The sequence below is a fragment of the Methylobacterium mesophilicum genome (assembly GCF_022179445.1).
GTDB classification, from domain to species: domain Bacteria; phylum Pseudomonadota; class Alphaproteobacteria; order Rhizobiales; family Beijerinckiaceae; genus Methylobacterium; species Methylobacterium mesophilicum.
Map to the genome: position 1 here is coordinate 43471 of NZ_BPQU01000021.1, position 23391 is coordinate 66861.

19 protein-coding genes are annotated in these 23391 nt (G+C 70.9%); 6 read left to right on the plus strand and 13 right to left on the minus strand.

The features are described 5' to 3' along the window. Positions 1-133 precede the first annotated feature (133 nt). Positions 134-583, plus strand: a complete 450-nt coding sequence (locus MFF40_RS19235; protein WP_147855907.1) for an RNA polymerase subunit sigma-70 — start codon at positions 134-136, stop codon at positions 581-583. 150 nt (positions 584-733) lie between these two features. Here the strand turns inward: MFF40_RS19235 and olsB are convergent, their stop codons facing one another. Next, a complete protein-coding gene (olsB, locus tag MFF40_RS19240; protein WP_147855908.1) occupies positions 734-1726 on the minus strand; it encodes a l-ornithine N(alpha)-acyltransferase in 993 nt (330 codons plus the stop codon). 151 nt (positions 1727-1877) lie between these two features. Beyond that, positions 1878-2360, minus strand: a complete 483-nt coding sequence (locus MFF40_RS19245; RefSeq protein ID WP_147855909.1) for an Hsp20 family protein — start codon at positions 2358-2360, stop codon at positions 1878-1880. A 206-nt stretch (positions 2361-2566) separates the two neighbouring features. Between MFF40_RS19245 and MFF40_RS19250 the strand changes: the two genes are divergently transcribed. Beyond that, the gene (locus MFF40_RS19250; RefSeq protein WP_147896993.1) at positions 2567-3598 is read left to right on the plus strand and encodes an alpha/beta fold hydrolase; all 1032 of its coding nucleotides are present in this window, start codon (positions 2567-2569) and stop codon (positions 3596-3598) included. A 160-nt stretch (positions 3599-3758) separates the two neighbouring features. On the opposite strand, the gene MFF40_RS19255 is transcribed toward MFF40_RS19250, so the two are convergent. Next, complete coding sequence (locus tag MFF40_RS19255; protein WP_147896992.1) at positions 3759-4283, minus strand: SixA phosphatase family protein; 525 nt, start codon at positions 4281-4283, stop codon at positions 3759-3761. 173 nt (positions 4284-4456) lie between these two features. Between MFF40_RS19255 and MFF40_RS19260 the strand changes: the two genes are divergently transcribed. Next, positions 4457-5386 (plus strand): class I fructose-bisphosphate aldolase, encoded by a 930-nt coding sequence (locus tag MFF40_RS19260; RefSeq protein WP_238261832.1) that lies wholly within the window; start codon positions 4457-4459, stop codon positions 5384-5386. Positions 5387-5389: 3 nt separating this feature from the next. Here MFF40_RS19260 and MFF40_RS19265 read toward each other — a convergent pair whose 3' ends face one another. From MFF40_RS19265 to MFF40_RS19275, 3 genes are all read right to left on the minus strand, one after another. Then, positions 5390-6241 (minus strand): AAA family ATPase, encoded by an 852-nt coding sequence (locus MFF40_RS19265; RefSeq protein ID WP_147854877.1) that lies wholly within the window; start codon positions 6239-6241, stop codon positions 5390-5392. 71 nt (positions 6242-6312) lie between these two features. After that, on the minus strand, positions 6313-6960 hold the full coding sequence (locus MFF40_RS19270; RefSeq protein ID WP_147896990.1) for a hypothetical protein: 648 nt from the start codon (positions 6958-6960) through the stop codon (positions 6313-6315). Continuing rightward, the gene (locus tag MFF40_RS19275) at positions 6957-8219 is read right to left on the minus strand and encodes an ATPase (protein WP_147854875.1); all 1263 of its coding nucleotides are present in this window, start codon (positions 8217-8219) and stop codon (positions 6957-6959) included. Before MFF40_RS19275 ends, MFF40_RS19270 begins: the two co-directional genes overlap by 4 nt. Before the next feature lie 319 nt (positions 8220-8538). Between MFF40_RS19275 and MFF40_RS19280 the strand changes: the two genes are divergently transcribed. Further along, the gene (locus tag MFF40_RS19280) at positions 8539-10386 is read left to right on the plus strand and encodes a cation:proton antiporter domain-containing protein (RefSeq protein ID WP_147854874.1); all 1848 of its coding nucleotides are present in this window, start codon (positions 8539-8541) and stop codon (positions 10384-10386) included. Positions 10387-10401: 15 nt separating this feature from the next. Here MFF40_RS19280 and MFF40_RS19285 read toward each other — a convergent pair whose 3' ends face one another. After that, positions 10402-10809, minus strand: a complete 408-nt coding sequence (locus MFF40_RS19285) for a hypothetical protein (protein ID WP_147854873.1) — start codon at positions 10807-10809, stop codon at positions 10402-10404. A gap of 337 nt (positions 10810-11146) precedes the next feature. On the opposite strand from MFF40_RS19285, the gene MFF40_RS19290 reads away from it, so the two are divergent. Beyond that, complete coding sequence (locus tag MFF40_RS19290) at positions 11147-12322, plus strand: vWA domain-containing protein (protein ID WP_147854879.1); 1176 nt, start codon at positions 11147-11149, stop codon at positions 12320-12322. Positions 12323-12346: 24 nt separating this feature from the next. On the opposite strand, the gene MFF40_RS19295 is transcribed toward MFF40_RS19290, so the two are convergent. From MFF40_RS19295 to MFF40_RS19310, 4 genes are all read right to left on the minus strand, one after another. After that, positions 12347-12643, minus strand: coding sequence for a type II toxin-antitoxin system RelE/ParE family toxin (locus MFF40_RS19295; protein WP_147854872.1), 297 nt, complete (start codon positions 12641-12643; stop codon positions 12347-12349). 24 nt (positions 12644-12667) lie between these two features. Then, complete coding sequence (locus MFF40_RS19300) at positions 12668-12898, minus strand: hypothetical protein (protein ID WP_147854871.1); 231 nt, start codon at positions 12896-12898, stop codon at positions 12668-12670. A gap of 199 nt (positions 12899-13097) precedes the next feature. Continuing rightward, positions 13098-13418, minus strand: coding sequence for a 2Fe-2S iron-sulfur cluster-binding protein (locus MFF40_RS19305; RefSeq protein ID WP_147854870.1), 321 nt, complete (start codon positions 13416-13418; stop codon positions 13098-13100). A gap of 146 nt (positions 13419-13564) precedes the next feature. After that, positions 13565-13888 carry an Hpt domain-containing protein gene (locus MFF40_RS19310; protein ID WP_147896987.1) on the minus strand — a complete coding sequence of 108 codons (324 nt, stop codon included), beginning with the start codon at positions 13886-13888 and terminating at the stop codon, positions 13565-13567. A 290-nt stretch (positions 13889-14178) separates the two neighbouring features. Between MFF40_RS19310 and MFF40_RS19315 the strand changes: the two genes are divergently transcribed. Next, positions 14179-21693: an apolipoprotein A-IV repeat region-like domain-containing protein gene (locus MFF40_RS19315; RefSeq protein WP_238261834.1), complete on the plus strand. Its 7515-nt coding sequence runs from the start codon at positions 14179-14181 to the stop codon at positions 21691-21693. Between the two features lie 51 nt (positions 21694-21744). On the opposite strand, the gene MFF40_RS19320 is transcribed toward MFF40_RS19315, so the two are convergent. After that, a complete protein-coding gene (locus MFF40_RS19320) occupies positions 21745-22185 on the minus strand; it encodes a DUF1489 family protein (RefSeq protein ID WP_147857009.1) in 441 nt (146 codons plus the stop codon). Between the two features lie 71 nt (positions 22186-22256). Beyond that, on the minus strand, positions 22257-23228 hold the full coding sequence (locus tag MFF40_RS19325) for a hypothetical protein (RefSeq protein ID WP_147857010.1): 972 nt from the start codon (positions 23226-23228) through the stop codon (positions 22257-22259). Between the last annotated feature and the right edge of the window lie 163 nt (positions 23229-23391).

A 23391-nucleotide genomic window follows, 5' to 3' on the forward strand; every position in this document is an offset into this window, starting at 1 on the left:
CATTTCCGGTGGATGACATCGCCCGTCCACTGGCACCGTCCGGGGGGGCCGCCCCGGGCGCTTGCGCAACCGCCGCGTTCCCGGCACGTTCCCGTCGCATACCGGCCCACGAGCCCGGCGGAGGATGGCGCCGATGGCGACCCTGAAGGAATTCGAGGAAGCCCTGCGCGAGCATGGCATGAACATGGCGCTGGCGCTGCTGGAGCGTCTGCGCGAACGCGACCGCGCCACCCGCACGGTCAAGCCGGCCCGCCGTCTCACGGGCCAGAAGATGACGCCCGAACTCGCCCGGGCGATTCTCGACCTGCACGCCTCCACGGGCATGACCCAGCAGGAGATCGCGTTCAAGGTCGGGGTCAATCAGGGCCGGGTCAACGAGGTGATCAAGCGCGGCAAGTGGCTGTCGGACGACCCCCAGGCCCCCGAGGCCGTGGCCCGCGACAAGGCGCTGGCCCGCATGCGCGGCGACCCCAAGCCGAAGAAGCCGCCCCTGGCCGCTCGTTCCAAGGAGCGCAAGGCTGCCCCCGCCAAAGCGCCCGCCAAGGCGCGCAACCAGGGTCAGCTGGCTTTGGGGGATCTGTAGGAACGAACGGGATCCCAAAGGGCTTGCAGCCCTTTGGCGGGGTTCGGGGCGCGCAGCCCAGAGGCCATAGGCCGCTCCGGGACCTTCTTAGGGCTCCACCCTACACCCGCAAAAGGTCCGAGACCTTTTTGAATCCAGGAGTTTTTGGGTTCAGTTCGTCGGCGCGAAATGCCCCCGGTAGCGCGCGCCGATCGCTTCGACCGGGAGCGCCACGAACACGTCGGTGGTGCCGAACTGGCGGTCGATCACCGCGCCCTCCCCGAAGGTCGCGCCGAGCCGGAGATAGCCCTTGATCAGCGGCGGCAGCGCCTGCAGCGCCGCCTTGGGATCGACCGCCTCGCGGGGCATCCGGTCCATGGACACCGCGCGCTCCGGCAGGGCCCGGGCCCGCCACGCCTCGGGTGCGCGGGCGTGGTGGTGCAGGAACGACAGCGGCAGGGCCAGCCGGTCCGGATCGGTCCCCTCCAGGCTGGCGCAGCCGATCAGCGCGTCGATCCGGTGGTGCAGCACGTAGGCGTAGATCCCCTGCCAGAGCAGCTCGACGGTGCGCTTGCTGCGGTACGGCTTGAGCACGCAGGAGCGTCCGAGTTCCAGCAGGCGCCGGTGCCCCTGCGCCGCCAGGATCGGCTCCAGGTCGTACTCGCCCTCGGAGTAGAAGCCGGCATGGCGCTCGGCCACCTCGCCGCGCAGCAATCTGTAGGTGCCGACCACCTTGGGCCGGTGCTCGACGAACGGTTTCTTCCGCCGGGGCGCGGCATGGTCGAGGACGAGGAGATGGTCGCAGAGCGCGTCGTAGGCGTCGGCGTCACGTCGCGACAAGGCCGAAAGACCCGTCGGGATCGCCGCCATTTCTTCGTAGAACACCTTGAACCGGAGGCGCTGCGCGCGCCGGATTTCGGATTTCTTCGAAGCTAGCCGGACCTCGAGGTTGCCGATCCGGCCGAGGCTGCGCCCCTCGAACGGCTCCGGCAGGCGGATCGCCCGCTCGCCCGACAGGATGTCGGCGATGGCCGCCGGCTCCGCCTGGACGAGCGCGTGGCGCCGACGCAGCTTCGCGATCGGCGCGCCGACCCCCCATTGCACGCCCTTGTGCCAGCCGGCTCCGAGCGCGCTGTAGGCTCCGCGGGCGAGATTGGCGACCATGGTCGGGTTCACTCCGGGCGCACGACCGTGCACCGTCGGGATGGACAGAGAGCACGAACCGCACACGCCATTATGACAGCCCCGATACGAAAGCGCCCCGGCCGGGGCCGGGGCGCTCCATCAGCGTAGCGGGTTCCGAGCCGCGACCGGATCAGGCTGCCTGCGGGACAGCGTCCTTGCGCACGTCACCCTCGATCACCGGCGCGGACGGGGTCCCGGCCGTGGCGATCTGGATGCGGCGCGGCTTCTTCGCCTCCGGGACCTCGCGGACGAGGTCGATGTGGAGGAGGCCGTTCTCCAGAGCCGCCCCGGTCACCTGGACGTGGTCGGCGAGCTGGAATCGGCGCTCGAAGGCGCGGGCCGCGATGCCCTGGTGCAGGAACTCCGCCTTGGGCTCGGCCTTGCGCTCGCCCTTCAGGGTCAGCGCATTCTCCCGCACCTCGATCGACAGGTCGGATTCGGTGAAGCCGGCGACCGCGACGGTGATGCGGTAGGCGTTCTCGCCGGTCCGCTCGATGTTGTAGGGCGGGTAGGTCGGCGCCGCCTCGGCGGTGGCGAACTGATCGAGGGCGGAGAACAGTCGGTCGAAGCCGACGGTGGAACGATACAGGGGAGCGAGATCGAACTGACGCATGACATATCCTCGTATGAGCAACATGCAGAATCGGTCCGCCCGATGGGCCGGACCCGTCTTTCGTGCCGCCTGACGGCCGGCACAGACGGGATATCGGGGGGCAAAAAACGGGGTTCAAGACCTCCGGACGGGCCCGGATGCGAGTTTTTTCCGCTACGGTGACGCTTGCATGCGGACCCGGCATGCGGACGGACTGAGGTTGGCCCGTGAGACGGTTGGACGGCGATATCGGACGGGAGCCGCCGCTCCTGACCTTGCGCGGCACGCCGGACAATCCGGTGCCGCCGGGCGGCACCCTGATCGCGGTCGGCACCCGCGACGACTGCACCCTGCGGGCCGCCTACTGGCAGGCCACGACCCGGACCTGCCGGGGCACGGTCTGCCTGCTCCAGGGACGGGCCGAATTCATCGAGAAGTACTACGAGACCATCCGCGACCTGCGGGCGCGGGGCTTCGCCGTGGTTGCGTTCGACTGGCGTGGCCAGGGCGAGTCGGACCGGCGGGTCGACGACCCGCACAAGGGCCATGTCGGCCGCTTCGACGATTACCGTCTCGACCTGCGGGCGGTGGCCGAAACGGTGCTGGTGCCGCTGATGCCGGAGCCGCATGTCGGCCTGGCGCATTCGATGGGCGGCTGCGTCGCCCTGATCGGAGCGCTCGACGGCTGGCTGCCGTTCCGGCGCCTGGTGACGGTGGCGCCGATGCTGTCGGTCCGGATGGTGCGCTGGCCCGCCGGGGCGGCGTTCCTGTCGCGGGCCCTGCACCGGATCGGGCTGGGCGACCGCTACATCCCGCTGGGCAAGCCGGTCTCGATCGCCACCAAGCCCTATGCCGGCAACCGGCTGTCGCGGGATCCCGCGCGCTACGCCCGCAACGCGGCGGCGGCCCGGCAGGTCGGCGCGGGCGCGGTCGGGGACCCGACGATCGCGTGGCTCGCGGAGGCCTTCCGGGCGATGGCGCGCCTGCGCGACCCGCGCGCCGCCCCGCGCATCACCCTGCCGACCCTGATCGTCGCGGCCGGCGCCGACCCGGTCTGCGGGACCCTGGACACCGAGCGGTTCGCGGCGCGGCTGAAGGCCGGCCACATCCTGGTCCTGCCTGATTCCCGGCACGAGATCCTGAGCGAGCGCGACGCCATCCGGCAGGATTTCTGGGCGGCCTTCGACGCCTTCGTGCCGGGCTCGCCCCTGCCCTCGCACAATGAGGTGGAGGCGCACCAGGCTGTGCCAGTGGCCTGAGCGGTTGCGGCCTCCGCGTCATAGCTGGATCCCAAAGGGCTCAGCCCTTTGGCGGGGTATCGGGGCGGAGCCCCGATGCGCCAGGGCTCTGCCCTGGACCCGCAAAAGGTCCAATACCTTTTGAAACCGGGACTTTTGCGGAGCGGACTGGGGGTGGGCCTCAGCCTCCCAACGCAGGGTCGATGTCCCGCGGTCGCACGAACCTCTCCAGCCGCCCCTGCCCCGGGGCGATCGCCGACCAGGCCGCGGCGTCGAACGCGATCACCGCGTAGGCGGCGGTCGGGAATTCCGTGGCGAGGCGCGTGCGTTCCTTGCGGGGCCCCTCCCCGGCCAGGGTCGCGGCGAGGTCGCCCAGGCCGGGATTGTGGCCGACGACGATCACGGTTTCCGCGCTGTCCGGCGCCCCCCGGATCAGCCCTAGGATCCGCTCGGCCGGCGCTTCGTAGATCTCGCGGTGATACCGCGTCTCGGGCGCGCCGAGGGCGGCCGAGACCGCATCCCAGGTCTCGCGGGTGCGGGTCGCCGTCGAGACGAGGGCCAGGTCCGGCCGGAGGCCCTCCTGGGCGATGTGGCCGCCGACTGCCGGCCCGGCCCGGCGGCCACGGTCGTTGAGCGGCCGTTCGTGGTCGGCGACGCCCGCCGGACGGTCCGACTTGGCGTGCCGCAACAGGATCAGCCTGCGCATGGAGCGGGCCCTTCTCGGGATGGAATGACCGAAGCGCGCCGAACGCGCGCCGGGGCCCGGTTAGCGCAAAGCGCGGCCCCCGGGAACCTCGGCGGTCCTGCCCGGTTCGAAAAGCTGGGCCGCCGATGCGGGACGCGCACGGGGTGGCGGTCTCTGTCGAAGGAGGTCGCGCCATGGATCGCTCGCCCCGCGTTTCGGAGATCCTGTCCTGGTATGGGGCCGACAGCCCCGGCACGCTCACCAACCTCGCCCGGATGCTGGAGCACGGCCGGCTCGGCGGCACCGGCAAGATGCTGATCCTGCCGGTGGATCAGGGCTTCGAGCACGGCCCGGCCCGCAGCTTCGGCCCGAACCCGCCGGCCTACGATCCGCACTACCATTTCGAGCTGGCCCTGGCGGCGGGCTGCAACGCCTACGCCGCGCCGCTCGGCTTCCTCGAGGCGGGCGCCCGGGACTATGCCGGACGGATCCCGCTGATCCTCAAGCTCAACGACCACGACCTCCTCGCCGACGAGGAGGATCCCGAGCAGGCGATCACCGGCTCCGTGGCGGACGCGCTGCGGCTCGGCGCTTGCGCCATCGGCTTCACGATCTATCCGGGCTCGGCCCACCGCAACGCCATGTACGGCCAGATCCGCGCGATCGCCGAGGAGGCCAAGAGAGCCGGGCTCGCCGTGGTGATGTGGTCCTATGCAAGGGGCTCGGCGCTGTCGAAGGACGGCGAGACCGCCATCGACGTGATCGGCTACGCGGCGCAGATCGCCGCGCAGCTCGGGGCCCACATCATCAAGGTCAAGCTGCCCACCACCCATATCGAGCAGCCGGCGGCGAAGAAGGTTTACGAGTCGACCGGCATTCCGATCGGCACCGCGGCCGAGCGGGTCCGCCACGTGGTGCAATGCGCCTTCAACGGGCGGCGGATCGTGATCTTCTCGGGCGGCGCCCAGGCCGAAGACGACACGTTCCTCGACGAGATCCGGGCCATCCAGGCGGGCGGCGGCTTCGGTTCCATCGTCGGCCGCAATGCCTTCCAGCGCGCGAGGACGGATGCCCTGACGCTTCTGGGGCGGATCACCGACATCTATGCCGGCAAGGCAGGCTGAGGCTCAGCCGCCGCGCTGCTCCCGGCGCATCATGAAGGCGAGCTTCTCGAACAGGCTGACATCCTGCTCGTTCTTCAGCAACGCGCCGTGCAGCGGCGGAATCAGCTTGCGGCCGTCGCGCTCGCGCAGGGTCTCGGGCGAAATATCCTCGGAGACGAGCAGCTTGAGCCAGTCCAGCAGCTCCGAGGTCGAGGGTTTTTTCTTCAGGCCCGGCACCTCGCGGGTCTCGAGAAAGACCCGCAGGGCCTCCTCGACCAGGCGGTGCTTGATGCCCGGATAGTGGACGTCGACGATGCGCATCAGCGTCTCGGCGTCCGGGAACTTGATGTAGTGGAAGAAGCAGCGGCGCAGGAACGCGTCCGGCAGCTCCTTCTCGTTGTTCGACGTGATGATCATGATCGGCCGGCGCACGGCCTTCACGGTCTCGCCGGTCTCGTAGACGTGGAACTCCATCCGGTCGAGTTCGGTCAGGAGGTCGTTGGGGAACTCGATGTCGGCCTTGTCGATCTCGTCGATCAGCAGCACCGGCCGCTCGGGCGCGGTGAATGCCTCCCAGAGCTTGCCCCGGCGGATATAGTTGCCGATGTCCGAGACGCGCGGGTCGCCCAGCTGCGAGTCCCGCAGCCGCGAGACGGCGTCGTACTCGTAGAGGCCCTGCTGGGCCTTGGTGGTCGACTTGATGTTCCAGACGATGAGCGGCGCGCCCAGGCCCCGGGCGATCTCCTCGGCCAGCACGGTCTTGCCGGTGCCGGGCTCGCCCTTGACCAGGAGCGGGCGCTCCAGGACCACGGCAGCGTTGACCGCGGCGGTCAGGTCGGGTGTCGCGACGTAGGTCTCGGTTCCGGAAAATCGCATCGTGCTCTCGGAGAAGCTGGCCTGGAGGCAACCGGTAGCGCGTGCCGACGTCGCCCCGCAAGCGAGACCGGCTAACCCTTCTCGTGCCAGACGCAGTTCCGGGCCAGGATCTCCAGGTTCACGTCGGATTTCTGCGGCTGCGGCAGGGTCTTGGTGTCCATGGCGAGGTCGATCTTGATCTCGACCTGACCCTTCGACTCGTTGGAGCGGCGGGAGAAGTAGCAGTACTGCTGATAGGGCTGGTCGGAATTGTCCTTGAAGTTCCAGCCGGTGACGATCTGGCCGTCGAGATAGGGTACCTGCTTGAACACCGTGAAGGTGGTGTTCACCGCCGCCTTCGAGGCGGGGGCGGCGTCGCTGCCGAGCTGCGCCTTGGTGGGCGTCGGCGTGCCGCCGCCGCCCATCTTGGGAAGACCTTCGAGCTTGAGCGTGTTGTCGGTCAGCGTGACCTCGCCCTTGGTCTTCAGGGTCACGTCCGAAAGCGCGGTCTGCATGGCCGCGGCGATCTTCTCGGCGGCCGTGTCGAATTGGTTGAGGGTGGCCCAGCCATAGGCCGCCGCCCCGACGCCGATGCCGGCCAGGCACGCGAAGGCGCCGAAGCCCAGCGCGCGGAACAGGAAGGCCCGCGCGGCCACGTAGCTCGAATCCGCTCGGAGGCGGGAGTTCACCTGCTGGGCGAGGGCGACGTTCTCAGGGGTGCCGCCGGCGACGTAGTTCATGCGCCGGCTCCCGCGGCTGGGAGGGTCTGCTGGCCCGGAAGGTTCTGGCCGGGCAGGCTCTGCTGGCCCTGGGCCGGGCGGTTCATCGGGATCACCGCGCCGGTGGCGTTGGCCGCCCGGGGCAGGATCGGCTCGGGGTTCGAGCGCAGCGCGTCGGCGATCGCGTCCAGCATGTAGGGCGCGGCCTCCGGGTTCACGGCGGCGCCGAGGTCGTCCTCATCCATGAAGGTCCGGCGGGTCGAGACCGCGCAGAGCGCCAGGATGGTCGACGCGAAGGCGGCGCAGACGGCGGGCAGGAACACGAAGATCCGCAGGAAGGCGTGTACCTGTTGCTCGGTCACGTCGATCGGATCGACGCCGTAGACCATCGCGGTGAAGGAGTGGAGCTGCGAGCGGTTGACCGCGTTGCGGTAGCCCTGCTCGGCATCGGCCACGCGCCGGTCGGCGGCGCCGGGGTCGAGGGTCGCGCGCGCCTTGCGGGCCTCCTCCAGCTCCTTGATCAGCACGGCGCGGTCGGCCGACGCCTTGGTCACGCCCGCCGACAGGGCGGCCACGCGCGGGTCGGCCACGCATTTCAGGTTCTGGTACTTCCGGCCCTTGCTGTTGGTGCCGAACACCCGCTCGCAGCGCTGGGCCGGCAGGCCGGCGAGCTGCTGGGCGTTGTCGGAGGACCGCTTCTCGATCTGGTCGAGCTCGGTCGTGTACTGCGCCACGCGCTCGTCCGCCGCCTTGATCCGGTCGCCGATCGTGGCGCGGTCGGCCTGGGCGTCCTTGAGGGCGGTCTTGGTCCGGGCGGCCTCCATCAAGCGGGGATGGAACATCATCTCGCCGAGCTGCGACACCGACTTGGTGGTGACGCCGGCCGCGAAGATGATGCCGAGCACCGCCAGCCCGCGCACGAAATGCGAGCGCTGGGTGCGGGCTAGGATGCCGAGCGGCACCCGGCACAGCTCCACGGCGGCGTAGACCAGGGGCGCCAGCAGCATAAAGTAGAAGGCGTGCCAGTCGCCGTCGCTGTAGACGCCCGCGAACAGCCACGCGCCCCAGAGCGAGGCGCCGATCACCATGAACTCGACGAGATACGCGATCGCCACGTAGCCCCACTTGATGCGGTAGCCGCGGTCGACGTGGCGCTGGTGCACCCACCTGTCCGACTCGAGCCTCCATTCGCGGCGCTCGCGCTGGAGATCGCGACTCGGGGGGGCCGTCGGACCGGAGAATATCGACTTGATGGAGATCATCGGCCTCGTCACATCCATCGGGTCCAGTCGCAGGCGCCGTGTTACAGCACGGGCGCGGTCCTGGCCGAACTTAACGCCCAGTTAACCGCCGCGTGTATGCGGGCATTGTGCCGATTTTGGGCCGCCCTGCACGCAATTCGCCGGTGGATCGCCAGCAAGCCGCATCCGGGTGGCTCAAATGTCTCACCCGAACCGTGTATCCGGCTTGTGTCCGAGCGCACCTCGCCGGCCTTGCCTTGGCCGAAAGCGGTTGCCGGATGCACGGGGCCGACCCATGATCGCGCATCCGTGATCGGCCCCCGCACCGGTCGGAAACAGGAGGTTCGATCCGCCGCCGATGCCTGAAGTCCACGCCGGCTCCTACAAGGAAGCGATCCTGTTCCTCGTCACCGCGGGTATCGTGGTGCCGTTGTTCCACCGCTTGCGGATCTCCCCGGTGCTCGGCTTCATCGGCGCCGGCGCCCTGCTCGGACCGTTCGGCCTCGGTCGGCTCGCCGACACCCATCCCTACGTCCACCTCTTCACCATCGGCAACCGCACCGAGATCTCGCACCTAGCCGAGTTCGGGGTGATCTTCCTGATGTTCATGATCGGGGTCGAGCTGTCGTGGGAGCGGCTGCGCACCCTGCGGCGGCTCGTGTTCGGCCTCGGCTCTCTGCAGGTCGGCTGCTCGACGCTGATCCTCGGGGCGATCCTGTACGGGCTGCAGGTGCCGCTTGCGGGCGCGGTGATCGTCGGCATCGGGCTGGCCCTGTCGTCCACCGCGGTGGTGCTGCCGGTCCTGGCCGAGCAGAAGCGGCTCAACGCGCCCTCCGGCCGCGCCAGCTTCGCGGTCCTGCTGTTCCAGGACCTCGCTGTCGCTCCCGTGCTGTTCGCGATCGCGGTGCTGGGCCGCGGCGACGAGGGCGACAAGGGCTGGGCGCTGGCCATGGCGCTGGGCCAGGCCGCCATCGCGCTAGTGCTGATCGTGGTCGCCGGCCGCCTCGCCCTGCGCCCGCTGTTCCAGCTGGTGGCGCGGACGCGCTCGACCGAGCTGTTCATGGCGGCCTGCCTGCTGGTCATCGTCGGCACCGCGCTGACGGCGGCGGCGAGCGGCCTGTCGATGACGCTGGGCGCCTTCGTGGCCGGGCTGCTGCTGGCTGAGACCGAGTATCGCCGGGCGATCGAGGCCACCATCGACCCGTTCAAGGGCCTGCTGCTCGGCGTATTCTTCGTCTCGGTCGGCATGAACCTGGATCCCGCGCAGCTCATGGCGGCGCCGGGGGCGATCCTCGGCCTGTCGCTGGCGCTGGTGCTGATCAAGGCCGCCGTGGTGATGATGGCCGCCCCCGCCCTCAAGATCTCGCGCCCGGTGGCCCTGGAGGCGGCGTTGCTGCTCGGGCCGGGCGGCGAATTCGCCTTCGTGCTGATCGGGGGCGCGGCCGCCACCGGACTGGTGCCGGAGGATGTCGGCGCCGCCGCATTGATCGTGACCACGGTCACGATGATCATGATCCCGGCGCTGGCGGCCCTGGGCCGCAGGCTGAGCCGTGGTGCGGCCAGCGCCGCCCAGGCCGCCATGAAGGCGGAGCCGCTGCCGGAGCGGGTGGAGAACCGGGTGGTGATCGCGGGCTTCGGCCGCGTCGGCCGCCAGGTCGCCGAGATGCTGGACCGGCACGGGATCCCCTACCTCGCCCTCGACTCCGACGCGGCCCGGGTCGCCGAACAGCGCCGCGCCGGCGCGCCGGTCTATTTCGGGGATTCGGGCAACACCGAGATCCTGCGCCGCTGCGACATCGCGACGGCGCGTGCCCTGGTGGTCACCCTCGACAACCCGCGGGCGGTCGAGCAGGCGGTGGCGGCGGCCCGGGCGGAGCGACCGGACCTGACGATCGTCGCCCGCGCCCGCGACGCCCGGCACGCCTCGGCACTCTACGAACTGGGCGTCGACGACGCCGTGCCGGAGACCATCGAGGCGTCCCTGCAATTGTCGGAGGCCGTCTTAGTCGATGTCGGCGTGCCGATGGGGCTCGTCATCGCGTCGATCCACGAGCGGCGGGACGAGTACCGCGCGCTGCTCAAGAAGCGCGAGAACGAGGCCAAGCCGATCTTCCGTGCCCGGCGCACCGTCGGGAAGGCCCTCGGGAAGCCGCCGGCCAAGAAGGAGGCGGCGCCGCGTCAGGAGGCCGGGCGCCAGGAGGCGTGAGCCGGGTTCGGCTCATCACGCCGAGGCGAGATGCGCCTCGGCGTGCTTGGGCTGACGCGTCACGCGGTTGCGCGGCGCCGGCTCGAACCCGTCGGCGAAGCTGCACCGGTAGACGATCTCGTCCGCCGGTCCGAGGCCGGTGACCAAGGGGACCGTCACGGTGTCCCCCGCGAAGCGCCAGCCGCGTGCTCCCTTGTCCCAGTACAGCCACACGGTCCCGGGGAACCCCCGCAGGGTGAACACCGCGGCCTTGCGCGACAGGGCTTGCACGGCGCGCGGCGCGTACATGCCCTTGGCGCGGTAGGCCTCACGGGTCGTCTCGGGCTGGCGATCCATGAAGGTGTTGCGCACCAATTGAATCGTCGCGCCCGGCTTCCCGAGAAACCGCTTGAAATCCGTCAGATTCCGCAGGATGACCGCCATTGCTGGTCTCCTCGCTTCGGTTGGTGCGGCACGCGTCCTCGCGGCTGAACACACCTGAGATGCCGAGTTGAGCGATTCCCATGACCGTTTCAGTGACTGCGCGAGGCTTGGACCCGCACATATCAACAGATTCGGTGAGTTATGCCCAGCTTATGACTCTCCGAGGCTTCTGGAGACTCTCCGGGAGACTCTGGATAAGCACTTCGCATGCCGATGAATCTTGTCGACCATCTGAAACGACTCTGAGATCAGCGCCGGATGTGCGGGCCGCCGGATCCTGAACTTGGCTGATTCGCCTGGGCTTGACCCGCGCGCTTTGCTGGCGCGTTCTTCGGGGATGCTGCTGCACTTCTTCACGGCCCTCCGAGACGCGAAGGTTCCCGTCTCCCTCAAGGAGTACCTGACCCTGCTCGGCGCTCTCGACCAGGGCCTAGCCGAGCGGGACGTCGAGGCGTTCTACTTCCTCGCGCGCACGGCCCTGGTGAAGGACGAGGCGCATCTCGACCGGTTCGACCGGGTGTTCGGCACCGTCTTCAAGGGGCTGGAGACTCTCGGGGAAGCGGTGGAGCCCGCAGCCATCCCCGAGGAATGGCTGCGCAAGCTCGCGGAGAAGTATCTGACCGACGCCGAGAAGGCCGAGTTGCAGGCGCTCGGCTGGGACAAGTTGTTCGAGACCCTGAAGCAGCGCCTAGCCGAGCAGAAGGAGCGCCACCAGGGCGGCTCGAAATGGATCGGTACCGGCGGGACCTCGCCGTTCGGCGCCTACGGCTACAATCCCGAGGGCATCCGCATCGGCCAGGACGGCAACCGCAACTTCCGCGCGGTGAAGGTCTGGGACAAGCGCGAGTTCAAGGATCTCGACGACGACCGCGAGATCGGCGCGCGCACCATGCGCCTCGCGCTGCGGCGGCTGCGCCGCTTCGCCCGGACGGGAGCGGCCGAGGAACTGGACCTCGACGGCACGATCCGCGAGAGCGCTCGCCAGGGCTACATCGACGTGCGGCTGCGGCCGGAGCGGCGCAATGCCGTCAAGGTTCTGCTGTTCCTGGATGTCGGCGGTTCGATGGACTGGCACATCGAGCAGGCGGAGGCGCTGTTCTCGGCGGCGCGCTCGGAGTTCAAGCACCTCGCGCACTACTACTTCCACAACTGCCCCTACGAGGCGGTCTGGACCGAGAACCGGCGCCGGCACGAGGCCAGGACCCCGCTGACGGAGGTGATCCGCACCTACGGCAGCGACTATCGGGTGGTGTTCGTCGGCGACGCCTCGATGAGCCCCTACGAGATCGCCACGCCGGGCGGCTCGGTGGAGCATTGGAACGCGGAGCCCGGCGCCGTCTGGATGCAGCGGCTCCTCGACCATTTCCCGAAGGTGGCCTGGCTGAACCCGATACCGGAGACCCACTGGGGCTACACCCAGTCGATCGGGATGGTGCAGCGGCTCGTGGGCGGCCGCATGTTCCCCCTCACCCTCGACGGGCTCGACGCGGCGGCCCGGGCGCTGGTGCGGTGAGGGCCGGTCAAAACAGACAGGGCGTCAAAGGTTATCCGAACTCTGGCCGGGTCCGAAGACGCAGAGCACATCGACTGTCCCCGTGCCTTCGTCGTCTGTCATCGCGTAGACGATTCGGTGGCCCGCTACGGTGCGGGATCGCGTTCCATCATGCTCGCCGTCCGGCCACATGAGCGGGGTGTGTCGCAGTTCCTGAAGGGCTCTGTTGATCTGAGCAAGGCGGTGTGCCGCCCTCTCCCCTGCGACAGGCTGGCGGAGCCATCTTCGCACGGAAGCGAGATCAGCCGCCGCCGCGCGGGAAATCCGAAAGCGAAACGACACGGTTCGGAGTTCGTACGTCGCAAATTAGCGCTTGCGCGAGTGGGCAGAGGCTTCAGGAAGCTCGACCGGCTCTCCATTCACCCAGGCATCAAGCCAAGCATCGACATCGCCGTCCGCGATATATCGACCGTCTGCGATATCCGCTTTGGCGACCGCCAGCATCGACGCTTCGGCTGCGAGGCGAGCCTTACGCTGTTGTGCCGTTTCGTCGGACGAGTCCAGCCGATGTTCCTGCCGGAATTCAACCCTGGTCATGTTCAGGCTCCCGCAGCGTCGTCCCGAAAGATGGTAGCTTGCTTTCGGAAAACGATGATACCCGCGCGACAGCTCAGCCCCGCGCGAGCCTCATGGGGAGTCATCCTCGACTTCACCTGCGCGCTGAATATGACGCGTGAAGGCAAGCCCTATCGAAGGTGGGCAACCTTATTCTCTCGTCAGCTAAGCGCCTGATAGCCTATCCCTGCTGCGCCGGGGTCGAGACCACCAGCCCGTCCAGGTTCGGGGCGATCTTGATCTGGCAGGACAGGCGGGAATTCTCGCGCACGTCGGAGGCGAAATCGAGCATGTCCTGCTCCATGTCCTGGGCCTTGCCCACGACGTCGATCCACGCGTCGGCCACGTAGACGTGGCAGGTGGCGCAGGCGCAGGCGCCGCCGCACTCCGCATCGATGCCCGGGACGTTGTTGCGCAACGCCGTCTCCATCACGGTCGCGCCGACGCTGCCTTCGACGGTCCTCTCCGTCCCGGCGTGGTCGACGTATGTGATCTTGGGCATGCTCGGCTCCGGGCTCGCGTCGAGCGGCCTCGCTTCGACGGGCGGGGTGACTGCTTGGCGGCTGAGGCCATGGAATGCAAGCGCGGTGGCGGCGGTCCGTTCCGGATCGATCGCCGCATCGGCGCCTGTTCGGCGAACCGACGCTCTTAAGACTCGGCGTCCGGCGCGATCTCGGCCAGTGCCGCCGCGACGGCCTGAACGAGGTCGTCGAGGGCGACCGCCCCGGCGCCGGCCCGCAATCGTGCCTCGGCGGCGTCCGCGCAGGCGCGGACCCGGGTGGCGCCGACCCCGGAGGCCGAGCCCTTCAGGGTGTGGGCGAGGTCGGCGCGCTGGGCGGCCGGCAGGGACGGGTCGGTCAGCCGAGGTAGGATCGACCGGCATTGCCCGGCAAACAGCGCCAGCACCTCGTCGGCCAACTCGGCGTCGCCGAAGGTCTGCGCATCGAGTTCCGCACGGTCGATGGCCAGCATGCTCGAACTCCCGGAATCCGCATTCTTCTGGGGGTTGCCGAACCTCTCCCCATGATTCACCCCCCGATTCGCTGGACGGGGATCGCGCAGGGACCCTCATCTGCGCCAAGATGGTGGAGCCGGAAGGCGGCGGACCCGGTAACCATTCTCGTAACGGTTTCTGGGGTCGGACGGCGGCTCGGGTATCGGCAATCGGTGTCCGCGTCTAATCCTGTAATGGTAAACGGGACGTTGCGTCTCTGGCATCAGCCTCCCCAGGTGCCGGTGAAACCCGTGTGACGAGGCGTTGAATGGCGACCGAGAAGAAGCTGAAGGATCCGGCCGAGGCCGCGCTTTCTGCGATCGAGCAGGCGCTGAACCTCGACGCCCTGACGCCGACCGGCACCGAGAGCCGCGCCGAGCCGCGCCTGCCCGATGTCGGGGATGCCGATCCCCTGCTCGACGGTGCCCTCGACCCGGCCGGCCGCCAGACGCCGCCGCGCCTCGACCTCGACCCGCCGCTGGCCTCCGACCTGCCCCCGCCCGGCCGCGAGCGTCCGCGCCGCGAGGGCGGACTGCTGCCGCCCGACCGCTCGCTGGTGGCGAACGATGACCGGCGCAACATCGGTATCCTGCAGCAGACCTTGCGGGTGCGCTCCTCGCCCAAGCCTTATCTGTACGCGTTGCTGGCCGGCCTCGCTTGGATCGCCGGCCTGGTGCTGGTCGCCTGGCTGCAATCCGGCGGCGACCTGCGCGGCGTCGTCTCGGGCCTCACCCCGCTCCAGGCGACGGTGGGCGCCGCGGCCCTGCTCGGGCCGGTCGTCCTGTTCGTGATCGCCGCCATGCTGGCCGCGCGGGCGCAGGAGATGCGCCTCGTTGCCCGCGCGGTCGGCGAAGTCGCGGTGCGCCTGGCCGAGCCCGAGAGCTTCTCCACGGATGCGGTCCTGACCATGTCGCAGACGGTGCGCCGGGAAGTCGCCGCGGTCGGCGACGGCGTCGAGCGTGCGCTCGCCCGGGCCGGCGAACTCGAGACCCTGGTGCGCGGCGAGATCGCCACCCTGGAGCGGGCCTATTCCGACAACGAGATCCGCATCCGCTCCCTCGTCGAGGAGCTGGTGGCCCAGCGGGAATCCATCGTCACCAACGCCGAGCGGGTGCGCGGCGCGATCACCGGCTCGCACCAGAGCCTGAGCCAGGAGCTGGAGGGCGCGTCCGAGCGGATCGTCCTGGCGCTCAACGGCGCGGGCGAGCGCGTGACCGGGGCGCTCGACGCCCGCGGCGCGGCCATCACCGCATCCCTTGGCGAGGCCGGCGACCGGGTCGTCAGCCTGATGACCGGGCGCGGCGACGAGTTGATCGAGAACCTCGCGGCCACCAGCGAGGGCGTGCGCGGCAGCCTGCTGGACGTCGGCGAGAGCCTGACGCGCGCCTTCGAGACCCGCGCCCGCGACGTGACCGGCGCGTTCCAGTCGACCGGGGACGCCCTCACCGGGCGGATCGCCGAGAGCACCGCCTCCGTCGCCCAGAGCCTCGCCGAGACCGGCCTGCGCGTCAGCGAGTCCCTGGAGCGCCAGGGCGGCGTCGTGCGCGAGAGCTTCGAGCGCTCGGTGATCGGCCTGGAGAACGCTTTCCTGTCGCGGAGTTCCGAGCTGACGGAGCGGTTCGGCGCGATGGGGACTCAGATCACCGCGCGCTTCGCCGAGACCGGCGCGGCCCTCACCCAGGACATTGCCGGCCGCGGCTTGGCGCTGCGTGCCGAGATCGAGACGGCCGGCCTCTCCGTCGCCGAGGCGATCGAGAGCCGCGGGCGCGACGCCCAGGCCGCCCTGGCGCTGGCCATGGGCGGCGTCGGCGAGACGCTGACCAGCCAGGCCGGCACCGTGCGCGATGACCTGATCGGCACCGCCGAGCGGATCGCCGAGACGATCGCCGAGCGCGGCGATGCCCTGGCCGGGCGCATGGACGGCATCGCGGCGCGCCTGCACGACACCGTGACGGTCCAGGCCTCGGACCTCGAGAGCCGCGTCCAGGCGGCGGCCGAGCGGGCCGGCGGCCACATCACCGACAGGACCGAGGCCGCCACCCAGAGCCTGGAATCCGCTTTCTCGGCGCTGGGCCACGGCTTTGAGGCCGGCGCCGCCGCCGCCGTCCAGTCCCTGCGCGGCTCCGCGAGCACCGTCACCGGCGAACTCGAGGCCCACACGCGCGCGGCGTCCGCCCGCCTGGCCGATACCCTGCAGACCCTGCGCCACGGCTCGGCCGAGGTGACCGGCGCGGTCGCGGCCGAGACCGCGAACCTGCTGACCCATTTCCGCGATGCCGCCGACCGGGCCGGCATCGAACTCAATGAGCGCGGCTCTGCCGCGGTGACCGCCCTGCGCGGCGCCCTCGGCGACCTCAACCGCGAGCTGTCCGCCCGCACCGGCGACGCCACCCGCAGCCTGGCACAGGCCGCCCGCGCCATCTCGGACGACCTCGCCGCCCGCATCGGGGAGATGGAGGCCGCCTTCGGCGAGCACGGCAAGGGCGTGGCCGAACTCCTGGCCAGCCATGCCGAGGAGACCCAGACCCGGATCAGCGGCACCGGCCGCGACATCGTGCTCGCGGTGGCGAGCCAGGGTGCGCGCATCGCCGACACGCTCAGCCAGACCGGCGCGAGCTTCGCCGAGACCGCCGACGGCCGAGTCCGCGCTATCGACGAGACTCTCGGCAGCCGCCTCGCCGCCCTGCAGGAGACCATCGCCCGCGGCGACATCCTGGCCGACCGCATCGGCCGCGACACCGCGACGATGGGCGAGACCGTCGGGGCCCGGCTGGAGGAGATGGACCGGCTCATCACCGTCAAGGGCCAGGCGGTGGCCGAGACCATCGCGACCCGCGCCCGCGAGGCCGGCAGCCTGGTCGAGACCCATCTCGGCGACCTGGAAGCGCGCTCGGCCAAGCGCGCGGCCGAGATCGGCGACGTCGTGGCGAACCTGGTCGATCACGTCGACGGCCGGATCGACGCCCGCGGCAAGGCCCTGAACGAGGCGCTGGCCGCCCGGACCGGGGAGATGGCCCGGATCATGGAAGAGGGCAGCCGCAACCTGGTCGCGGTGCTCGACGGCCGGGCCGAGGGGCTCGGGCAGGACATCGACCGGCGCACCGCCGAGATGGCCCGCCGTATCGCGGGCAGCGCCGAGCATTTCGACGCCGGCGTCATCAGCCGTCTGCAGGAGATTGCCAACGCCCTCGATGAGCGCGCCCGCCTCGTGGACGAGAGCTTCGGCGTGCAGGCCTTCGAGGCGATCCGCCTGATCGAGGCGCGCACCCGCGCGGTCGACGAGGAACTGGCCGGCCGCACCCGCGACCTGGTCGCGACGATCACCGACCGGACCGGCGGGATCGACAAGGCGATGGCCGAGAGCATCGGAAGCCTCACGGGGGCCGTGGCCGAATCCACCCGGGTCCTCGAGGCTTCGCTGTCGGGCCGGGTGCAGGAGATCGTCCAGCTGGTGGACGAGCGGGCCCAGAGCGCCGACGCGGCCCTCTCCGCCCGCACCGAGGCCGTGCGCGCGGCCTTCGCCGAGCGTTCGGAACTGCTCGCGACGTTGATCGACGAGCGCATCGCCGCCATGTCGAGCGAACTCGACGAGAAGGGCCGGACCGTGTTCGGGGCGATCGGCGGCCGCATCACCGAGCTGGCGCGCCTGTTCGACCGCGGCGGCACCTCGCTGGCCGAGCTGATCGACCAGCGCGGCGACAGCGTCCTGTCCAAGCTCCAGCAGACCATTGCGGATGCCGAGCGGATGCTGGAGGCCGGCGAGGGCCGCCTCGGCCACACCCTGTCGAGCCGCACCGCCGACATCAGCGGCCTGCTCGACGAGGGCGTGCGTTCGGTCCACGGCCTGCTCGAAGACCGCACCAACCAGATCCGCGTGATGCTGGACGGCCATGCCGGCACCCTGGCCACCACCCTCGACGGCCGCATGGGCCCGCTCAACGAGGCGCTGGATACACGCGGCCGCGCCCTGATCGCCGCCGTCGAGGACGCCTTCGGCAGCGCCGCCGGGGCCCTGGATTCCCGGACCCAGGCGCTCGGCGGCCTGTTCGACGAACGCCTCGGGCACCTGGAGAACCTGGTCGAGGGTCGCGGCAACCGCCTGGCCGAGACCCTGGACGCCCGCGCCCAGGGCCTGCGGACCCTGTTCGAGGAAGCCCACACCGCCCTCGACGCGGTTGTGGAAGGCGGGGGCGGCCGCTTCGCCGCCTCGGTCGACACCAAGATCCAGGCGTTGCGGACGATGCTGGAGGCGGCGCCCGCCGCCGTCACCGCGCTGGTCGAGACCCGGGAGCGCCAGCTCGCCGCGACCCTCGACAGCCGCACGCAGCGCCTCCAGGCCCTGTTCGAGGAGGCTCAGGCCGGCCTGCGCGATCTCGTGGAGGTGCGCGGTCAGGAACTCGCCGACACGATCACCACCCGGACCGAGGGCCTGCGCCAGACCCTCGACGCGGCGCCCACCGACATGGCGGACCTGCTGGATGCCCGCTTCGCCGACCTGCGCGCCTTGTTCGATCGGGCGCAGTCGGAGATCGACCGCCTGGTCGACGGCCGCAGCCGCGAGATCGCCGGCACCATCGAGCACCGCACCCAGGCCCTGCAGACGGCGATCGAGCAGGCCAGCCCGGCCATCGCCGGCCTGCTGCAGGCGGGTGAGACCCAGATCGCCCAGGCCTTCCAGGCCCGGAGCGGCAACTTGGAGGCCCTGTTCGCCCAGGCGCAGTCGGAGATCGATCGTCTGGTCGACGGCCGCGGCCGCGAGATCGCGGGGGCGATCGAGCACCGCACCCAGGCTCTGCAGACCGTGATCGAGCAGGCCAGCCCGGCCATCGCCGGGCTGCTGCAGGCGGGGGAGACCCAGCTGGCCCAGGCCTTCGAGGCCCGGAGCGGCGACCTGCAGGCCCTGTTCGCTCAGGCCCAGGCTGAGATCGACCGTCTGGTCGATGGCCGCGGTCGCGAGATCGCGGGGACCATCGAGTACCGCACCCAGGCCCTGCAGACCGTGATCGAGCAGGCGAACCCGGCCATCGCCGGCCTGCTGGAGGCCCGCGAATCGCAGTTCGCCGAGACCTTCGAGGCCCGCAGCGGTCAGCTCCGGACCTTGTTCGAGCGGGCGCAATCCAGCCTTGAGCTCTCGGTGGAGAGCCGCGGCCGGGAGATCGCTATGGCGGTCCAGGCGCGCACGCAGGACCTGCGTACCCTCCTTGACGCGGCGCCTACGGGCGTGGCCGCCCTCCTGGACACCCGGATCGAGACCCTGCGCACGACCTTCGACGAGGCCCGTTCGGCGATCGAGACGTTGCTCAGCGAGCGCAGCCAGGCGCTGCTCGACGCCGCGCAAGGGCGCACCGGCTCGCTGGTCGAGGCCTTCGATGCGCGGATCCGCGACCTCGACGGCGTCGTCGAGGGGCGCACCGCGGCCCTGGTGCACACGGTCGAGGCGCAGAGCGAGGCGCTGGCCCGCGGGGTCGATGCCCGTGCCGACGCCTTCACTCAGCGCATCGACAGCCGCATGCGGCTGTTCGCGACGCTGGTCGCCCAGCGCGCCGAGACGCTGGCCACCGCCTTCGACGACCGCCACGACGCCTTTGCGGGCCTCATGGACGAGCGCACCGCCAGCCTCGTGGCGGCGCTCGACGAGCGGGCGCGGGCGCATGCCGAGCAGGTCGACGCGCACAACGCCGCCCTGGCCGACACGCTCAGCCGTCGCGAGGCGGCGCTGGCGGGCCTGATCGACGCCCGCACCGAGGCTCTGGGGGCCGGCTTCGAGCGCCGCGCCACCGCGCTCGGCGCCCTGGTCGATGCCCGCGGCGAGGCTCTGTCCCGCCGCCTCGCGGAGAGCGCCGAGGTGCTGGTCCGCGCCATCGAGGAGAAGGGCGGGGCGCTCATCGCCAGCGTCGACGGCAGCTGCCGTGCGGTCGGCGACAGCCTGGAAGGGCATGTCGAGCGCCTGCGCGCGGCCATCGACGGGCCGATGCTCGACCTGTCGCGGGCCCTGGCCGACCGTGCCGACGCCATCGAGCGCGTGCTGATCGAGACCGGCGTGCCTCTGGCCGAGACGCTACGGCTGCAGACCGAGGAACTGGCCGCGCAGTCGCGGGCCTCGGCCGAGCTGCTCCGCGCCGCCATCGACGACGGCGCGGGCCGCGCCCTCACCGAACTGTTCGAGACCAACGACCGGCTGGGCCGCGAGCTGGGTGCCGTCCTCCAGCGGATCGAAGGTGCCAACGCGGCGCTGGGCGAGCTGGTGTCCGGTGCAGGCACCAACCTCGGCGCGATCGAGCAGGGGCTGGCGGGCCGGGTCGAGCAGGTCCAGTCGGCGCTGCAGCGCATCGCCTTGGAGACCGGCCGCGCCACCGCCGGTGTTGCGTCCCAGGTCGAGGCCCTGCGCGAGGTCGCCAACACGGCGCTGCGCGAGGCGACCGGCCTCGCCGAGTCCCTCGACGGCCGCGGCCGTGCGCTCGGCGAGCAGACGTCCGTGCACGTTTCAGCGCTCGACCGGGCGGCCTCGTCGCTCGCCGCGATCGAGGAGCGCCTTGGGGCTACCCTGTCGGGCCGCGAGGCCGCGCTCGCGGAGGCGCTGGCCGGGTTCGAGGCACGCGCCAACACCCTGGAGCAGCAGGGCGGCGCCCTGGCCGAGACGATCGAGCGCACGCTGCGGACCGCCGAGGAGCGCGCCCGCGCCGTCGGCGAGGCGCTGACCCGCTCGGCGGAGGGCGCGGGGGCTTCGGTCACCAGCGCCTTCGAGGGCCTCAAGGACAGCGCGGGAGCCGAGAGCGAGAAGGCGGCCCAGGGCGTGCGGCAGGCCATCGAGGAGGCCGCCCGGGAGATGCGAAGCGGCCTCGACGAGGCGCAGACCAAGTTCGGGGCCTCGGTCTCGTCCCTGCGGGAGATGGCGGGCTCGATCCGCGGCGAACTCGACGCGACTCGCGCCGAACTCGCCCGGGGCGTCCTCGACCTGCCGCGCGAGACGCAGGATGCCACCGGCGAGATGCGCCGGGTGGTGGCCGACCAGATCAAGGCGCTGAACGAGTTGTCGGCCCTCGTGTCCCGCACCACCCGCTCGGTGGACGTGGCCCAGCCGCAGGCCCAGCGCCGGGTAGCCGAGGGCGGCTCCCGCGCCGTCTCGGCGGCGCAGGTGAGCAGCGCTTCGACTGCGACGCAGGCTCAGCCGGTCTCGACTCCGGCTCTGCCGGCGCCCCAGGTTCCGGCGCGGTCCGCCATCGGTCCGGCCCGGATCGAGGCGCCGCGGCCCTCTGCGACTGCCCGCCCCGCCGCCATGACGGCGGGCGGCGCCAAGCGCGGCTGGCTGTCGGACCTGCTGACGCGCGCCTCGCTGGACGAGGACGACGACGCCGAGCCGGCGGCCACCAGCGCCGCGTCCCCGGCGCCGTCGGGCCGCCAATCCCCGGCGCAGTCTCAGGCCCCCGCCGAGACCGGCCGGATCGCGCTGGACACGATCTCCACCGACATCGCCCGGATGATCGAGCACCGGACCGTGGTGGACCTGTGGGAGCGCTATCGCCGGGGTGAGCCGAACCTGTTCGACCCGCGCATCTACACGCCGCAGGGCCGGACCACCTTCGCGGAGATCCAGCGCCGCTACCGCGCCGATGCGGAGTTCCGCCGCAGCGTCGACCGGTACGTGGGTGAGTTCGAGCGGCTGCTGGGCGACGTGGTCAAGAACGACAGCGACGCCAAGCGGACCGACGCCTACCTCACCTCGGAGACCGGCAAGGTCTACACGATGCTGGCCCATGCCAGCGGGCGCTTCGACGGGGCGTAGGACGACGGCCGGCGCGGGTGCATCACGTACCCGCGCCGCCGGTACGCGGCCTCAGAGAAGGCCCAGACCGACCAGCTCGCGGCGCAGGGCCTCGGGCATCTCGGCGAGGTCGCCCGATTGCCCGGCGCCCAGGTCGGCCGGTGCGTCTCGGGCCGTGAGGTAGCGCCAGCCCTGGAACGGTCGGCAGGGGCGGGGCGACACCGGAACGAGGCGCGGGTCGAAGACGAGCCGGCAGCGCGGGATGCCGTCCTCTCCGGTCAGCTTCTCGATCGCGGTGATCGCCTGCCGACAGGACAGGGTCCCGCGGATCACCCAGTAGATCGAGCCCTTGCCGGCGATCTCGCGATGGCGCTTGGGCAGGGTGCGGGTGACGTGGAACGGGTCGGCCGGCCGACCCTCGCGCAAAGCCTCGGCCCGGTACCGCTCCTGACGGGCTTCGAGGTCGGCGATGGAGGCGGGTCCGACGCAGAGCTTGATCAGGTTCAGGGCCACGGAAGCGTTTCGTCTGACGGCCCTCGGCGGGCGGGGCCCCCTGATAGCAGGCTCCGGGCGCGTCCGCGCCGTCAGGCGAACAGGGCGAGCCGCTGCTCCGGCGGCAGCGCGTCGATCGCCGCGAAGCTCAAGGCCGGCAAGCCCGGTTCCAAGGCGGGTGCGGCCGCGAACTCGGCCCCATCCGCGTTGGGGCTGGGCTCGGCGTGTATGGCATCCATGCCTACGAACGCGTTTTCCGCCGCGAGATCCTCGATCGTCGCGTTTTCCGCCTCGTCCGAGACGGGCAGGAACACGATGTCCTCGTGCAGCGGCGGGCTTCCCGGGCGGGCGACGAGCGCCGCCGCGGTCACGGCCGGGACCTCCATGGCGATGTAGCGGTCGATGTCGCTCTGGCAGAGGTCGAGCGGTGGCGCGTCCGGCAGGGCCCCGGCCGCCGGGTTGACCGGCATCGGCGGGATCCGCTCGGCGTCGGTGCCCCAGATCGCGATCATCGACGCGAGCCGGTCCTCGAGGTAGCGCAATGTATAGACGATCCGGGCGGTGCGCTGGGCGGTGAGATCCTGAAACGAGCAGGCCGTGTAGATCGCGGTCGCGTGCCGATCCAGCGCGTCGCAGGTCGGGGCGTCGGCGCCCCGCTCGCGCAGGGTCCAGGCCGCCTCCTGGATCGCTTCGGCCGAGCCGAGGATGTCGGAGGTCGCCTGCTCGGTCTCGCGGACGATGGCGTCCAGCGCCAGGGAGGCCTGCGTCAGGCGGGTCTGCTCGTTGTCGCGCGCGCTGATCGCGGCGATCTCGGCCTTGGTCTGGCTGATCGCCGCGGCCATCTCGACGAGGTTGCCGTGCAGCTGACCGAAGGCTTGGTTGTCCCGCTCGGCCGTCACCACGTGCTCGAGCCGGCTCATGGCGCCGAGCAGCATCTCGGTCTCGGCGGCCCGGTTGCGCCGGGCATACTCGGCCAGAAACCAGCGCCCGCGCTCGCTGAGGCAGATCGTCGCCTCGATCGCCTCGTACTCGGCGAGGGCGCCTGCGGGGGCTGAACCGGACATGGGATCCCTCCGAACCCGAAAGGACGGCACGGCGACGGCCGGCGCGCGGTGCGAACCGGGAGACGGCAAATTGACAGGGAGGGTTTAACGGGCGCTTACGGCGTTCGCACCCGGGACCCGGGACGTCCCCGAACCCGCTTCCCTTCCTCCGGGACCTCTTATC

What these genes read in the sequence shown, in the direction of transcription:
- MFF40_RS19275 (WP_147854875.1), bottom strand. Translation starts at nt 8,219, where the DNA reads ATGGATGTGACGAGGCCGATGATCTCCATCAAGTCGATATTCTCCGGT.
- olsB (WP_147855908.1), bottom strand. Translation starts at nt 1,726, where the DNA reads ATGGTCGCCAATCTCGCCCGCGGAGCCTACAGCGCGCTCGGAGCCGGC.
- MFF40_RS19255 (WP_147896992.1), bottom strand. Translation starts at nt 4,283, where the DNA reads ATGCGCAGGCTGATCCTGTTGCGGCACGCCAAGTCGGACCGTCCGGCG.
- MFF40_RS19270 (WP_147896990.1), bottom strand. Translation starts at nt 6,960, where the DNA reads ATGAACTACGTCGCCGGCGGCACCCCTGAGAACGTCGCCCTCGCCCAG.
- MFF40_RS19300 (WP_147854871.1), bottom strand. Translation starts at nt 12,898, where the DNA reads ATGACCAGGGTTGAATTCCGGCAGGAACATCGGCTGGACTCGTCCGAC.
- MFF40_RS19290 (WP_147854879.1), top strand. Translation starts at nt 11,147, where the DNA reads ATGCTGCTGCACTTCTTCACGGCCCTCCGAGACGCGAAGGTTCCCGTC.
- MFF40_RS19325 (WP_147857010.1), bottom strand. Translation starts at nt 23,228, where the DNA reads ATGTCCGGTTCAGCCCCCGCAGGCGCCCTCGCCGAGTACGAGGCGATC.
- MFF40_RS19260 (WP_238261832.1), top strand. Translation starts at nt 4,457, where the DNA reads ATGGATCGCTCGCCCCGCGTTTCGGAGATCCTGTCCTGGTATGGGGCC.
- MFF40_RS19315 (WP_238261834.1), top strand. Translation starts at nt 14,179, where the DNA reads ATGGCGACCGAGAAGAAGCTGAAGGATCCGGCCGAGGCCGCGCTTTCT.
- MFF40_RS19305 (WP_147854870.1), bottom strand. Translation starts at nt 13,418, where the DNA reads ATGCCCAAGATCACATACGTCGACCACGCCGGGACGGAGAGGACCGTC.
- MFF40_RS19280 (WP_147854874.1), top strand. Translation starts at nt 8,539, where the DNA reads ATGCCTGAAGTCCACGCCGGCTCCTACAAGGAAGCGATCCTGTTCCTC.
- MFF40_RS19235 (WP_147855907.1), top strand. Translation starts at nt 134, where the DNA reads ATGGCGACCCTGAAGGAATTCGAGGAAGCCCTGCGCGAGCATGGCATG.
- MFF40_RS19310 (WP_147896987.1), bottom strand. Translation starts at nt 13,888, where the DNA reads ATGCTGGCCATCGACCGTGCGGAACTCGATGCGCAGACCTTCGGCGAC.
- MFF40_RS19285 (WP_147854873.1), bottom strand. Translation starts at nt 10,809, where the DNA reads ATGGCGGTCATCCTGCGGAATCTGACGGATTTCAAGCGGTTTCTCGGG.
- MFF40_RS19265 (WP_147854877.1), bottom strand. Translation starts at nt 6,241, where the DNA reads ATGCGATTTTCCGGAACCGAGACCTACGTCGCGACACCCGACCTGACC.
- MFF40_RS19245 (WP_147855909.1), bottom strand. Translation starts at nt 2,360, where the DNA reads ATGCGTCAGTTCGATCTCGCTCCCCTGTATCGTTCCACCGTCGGCTTC.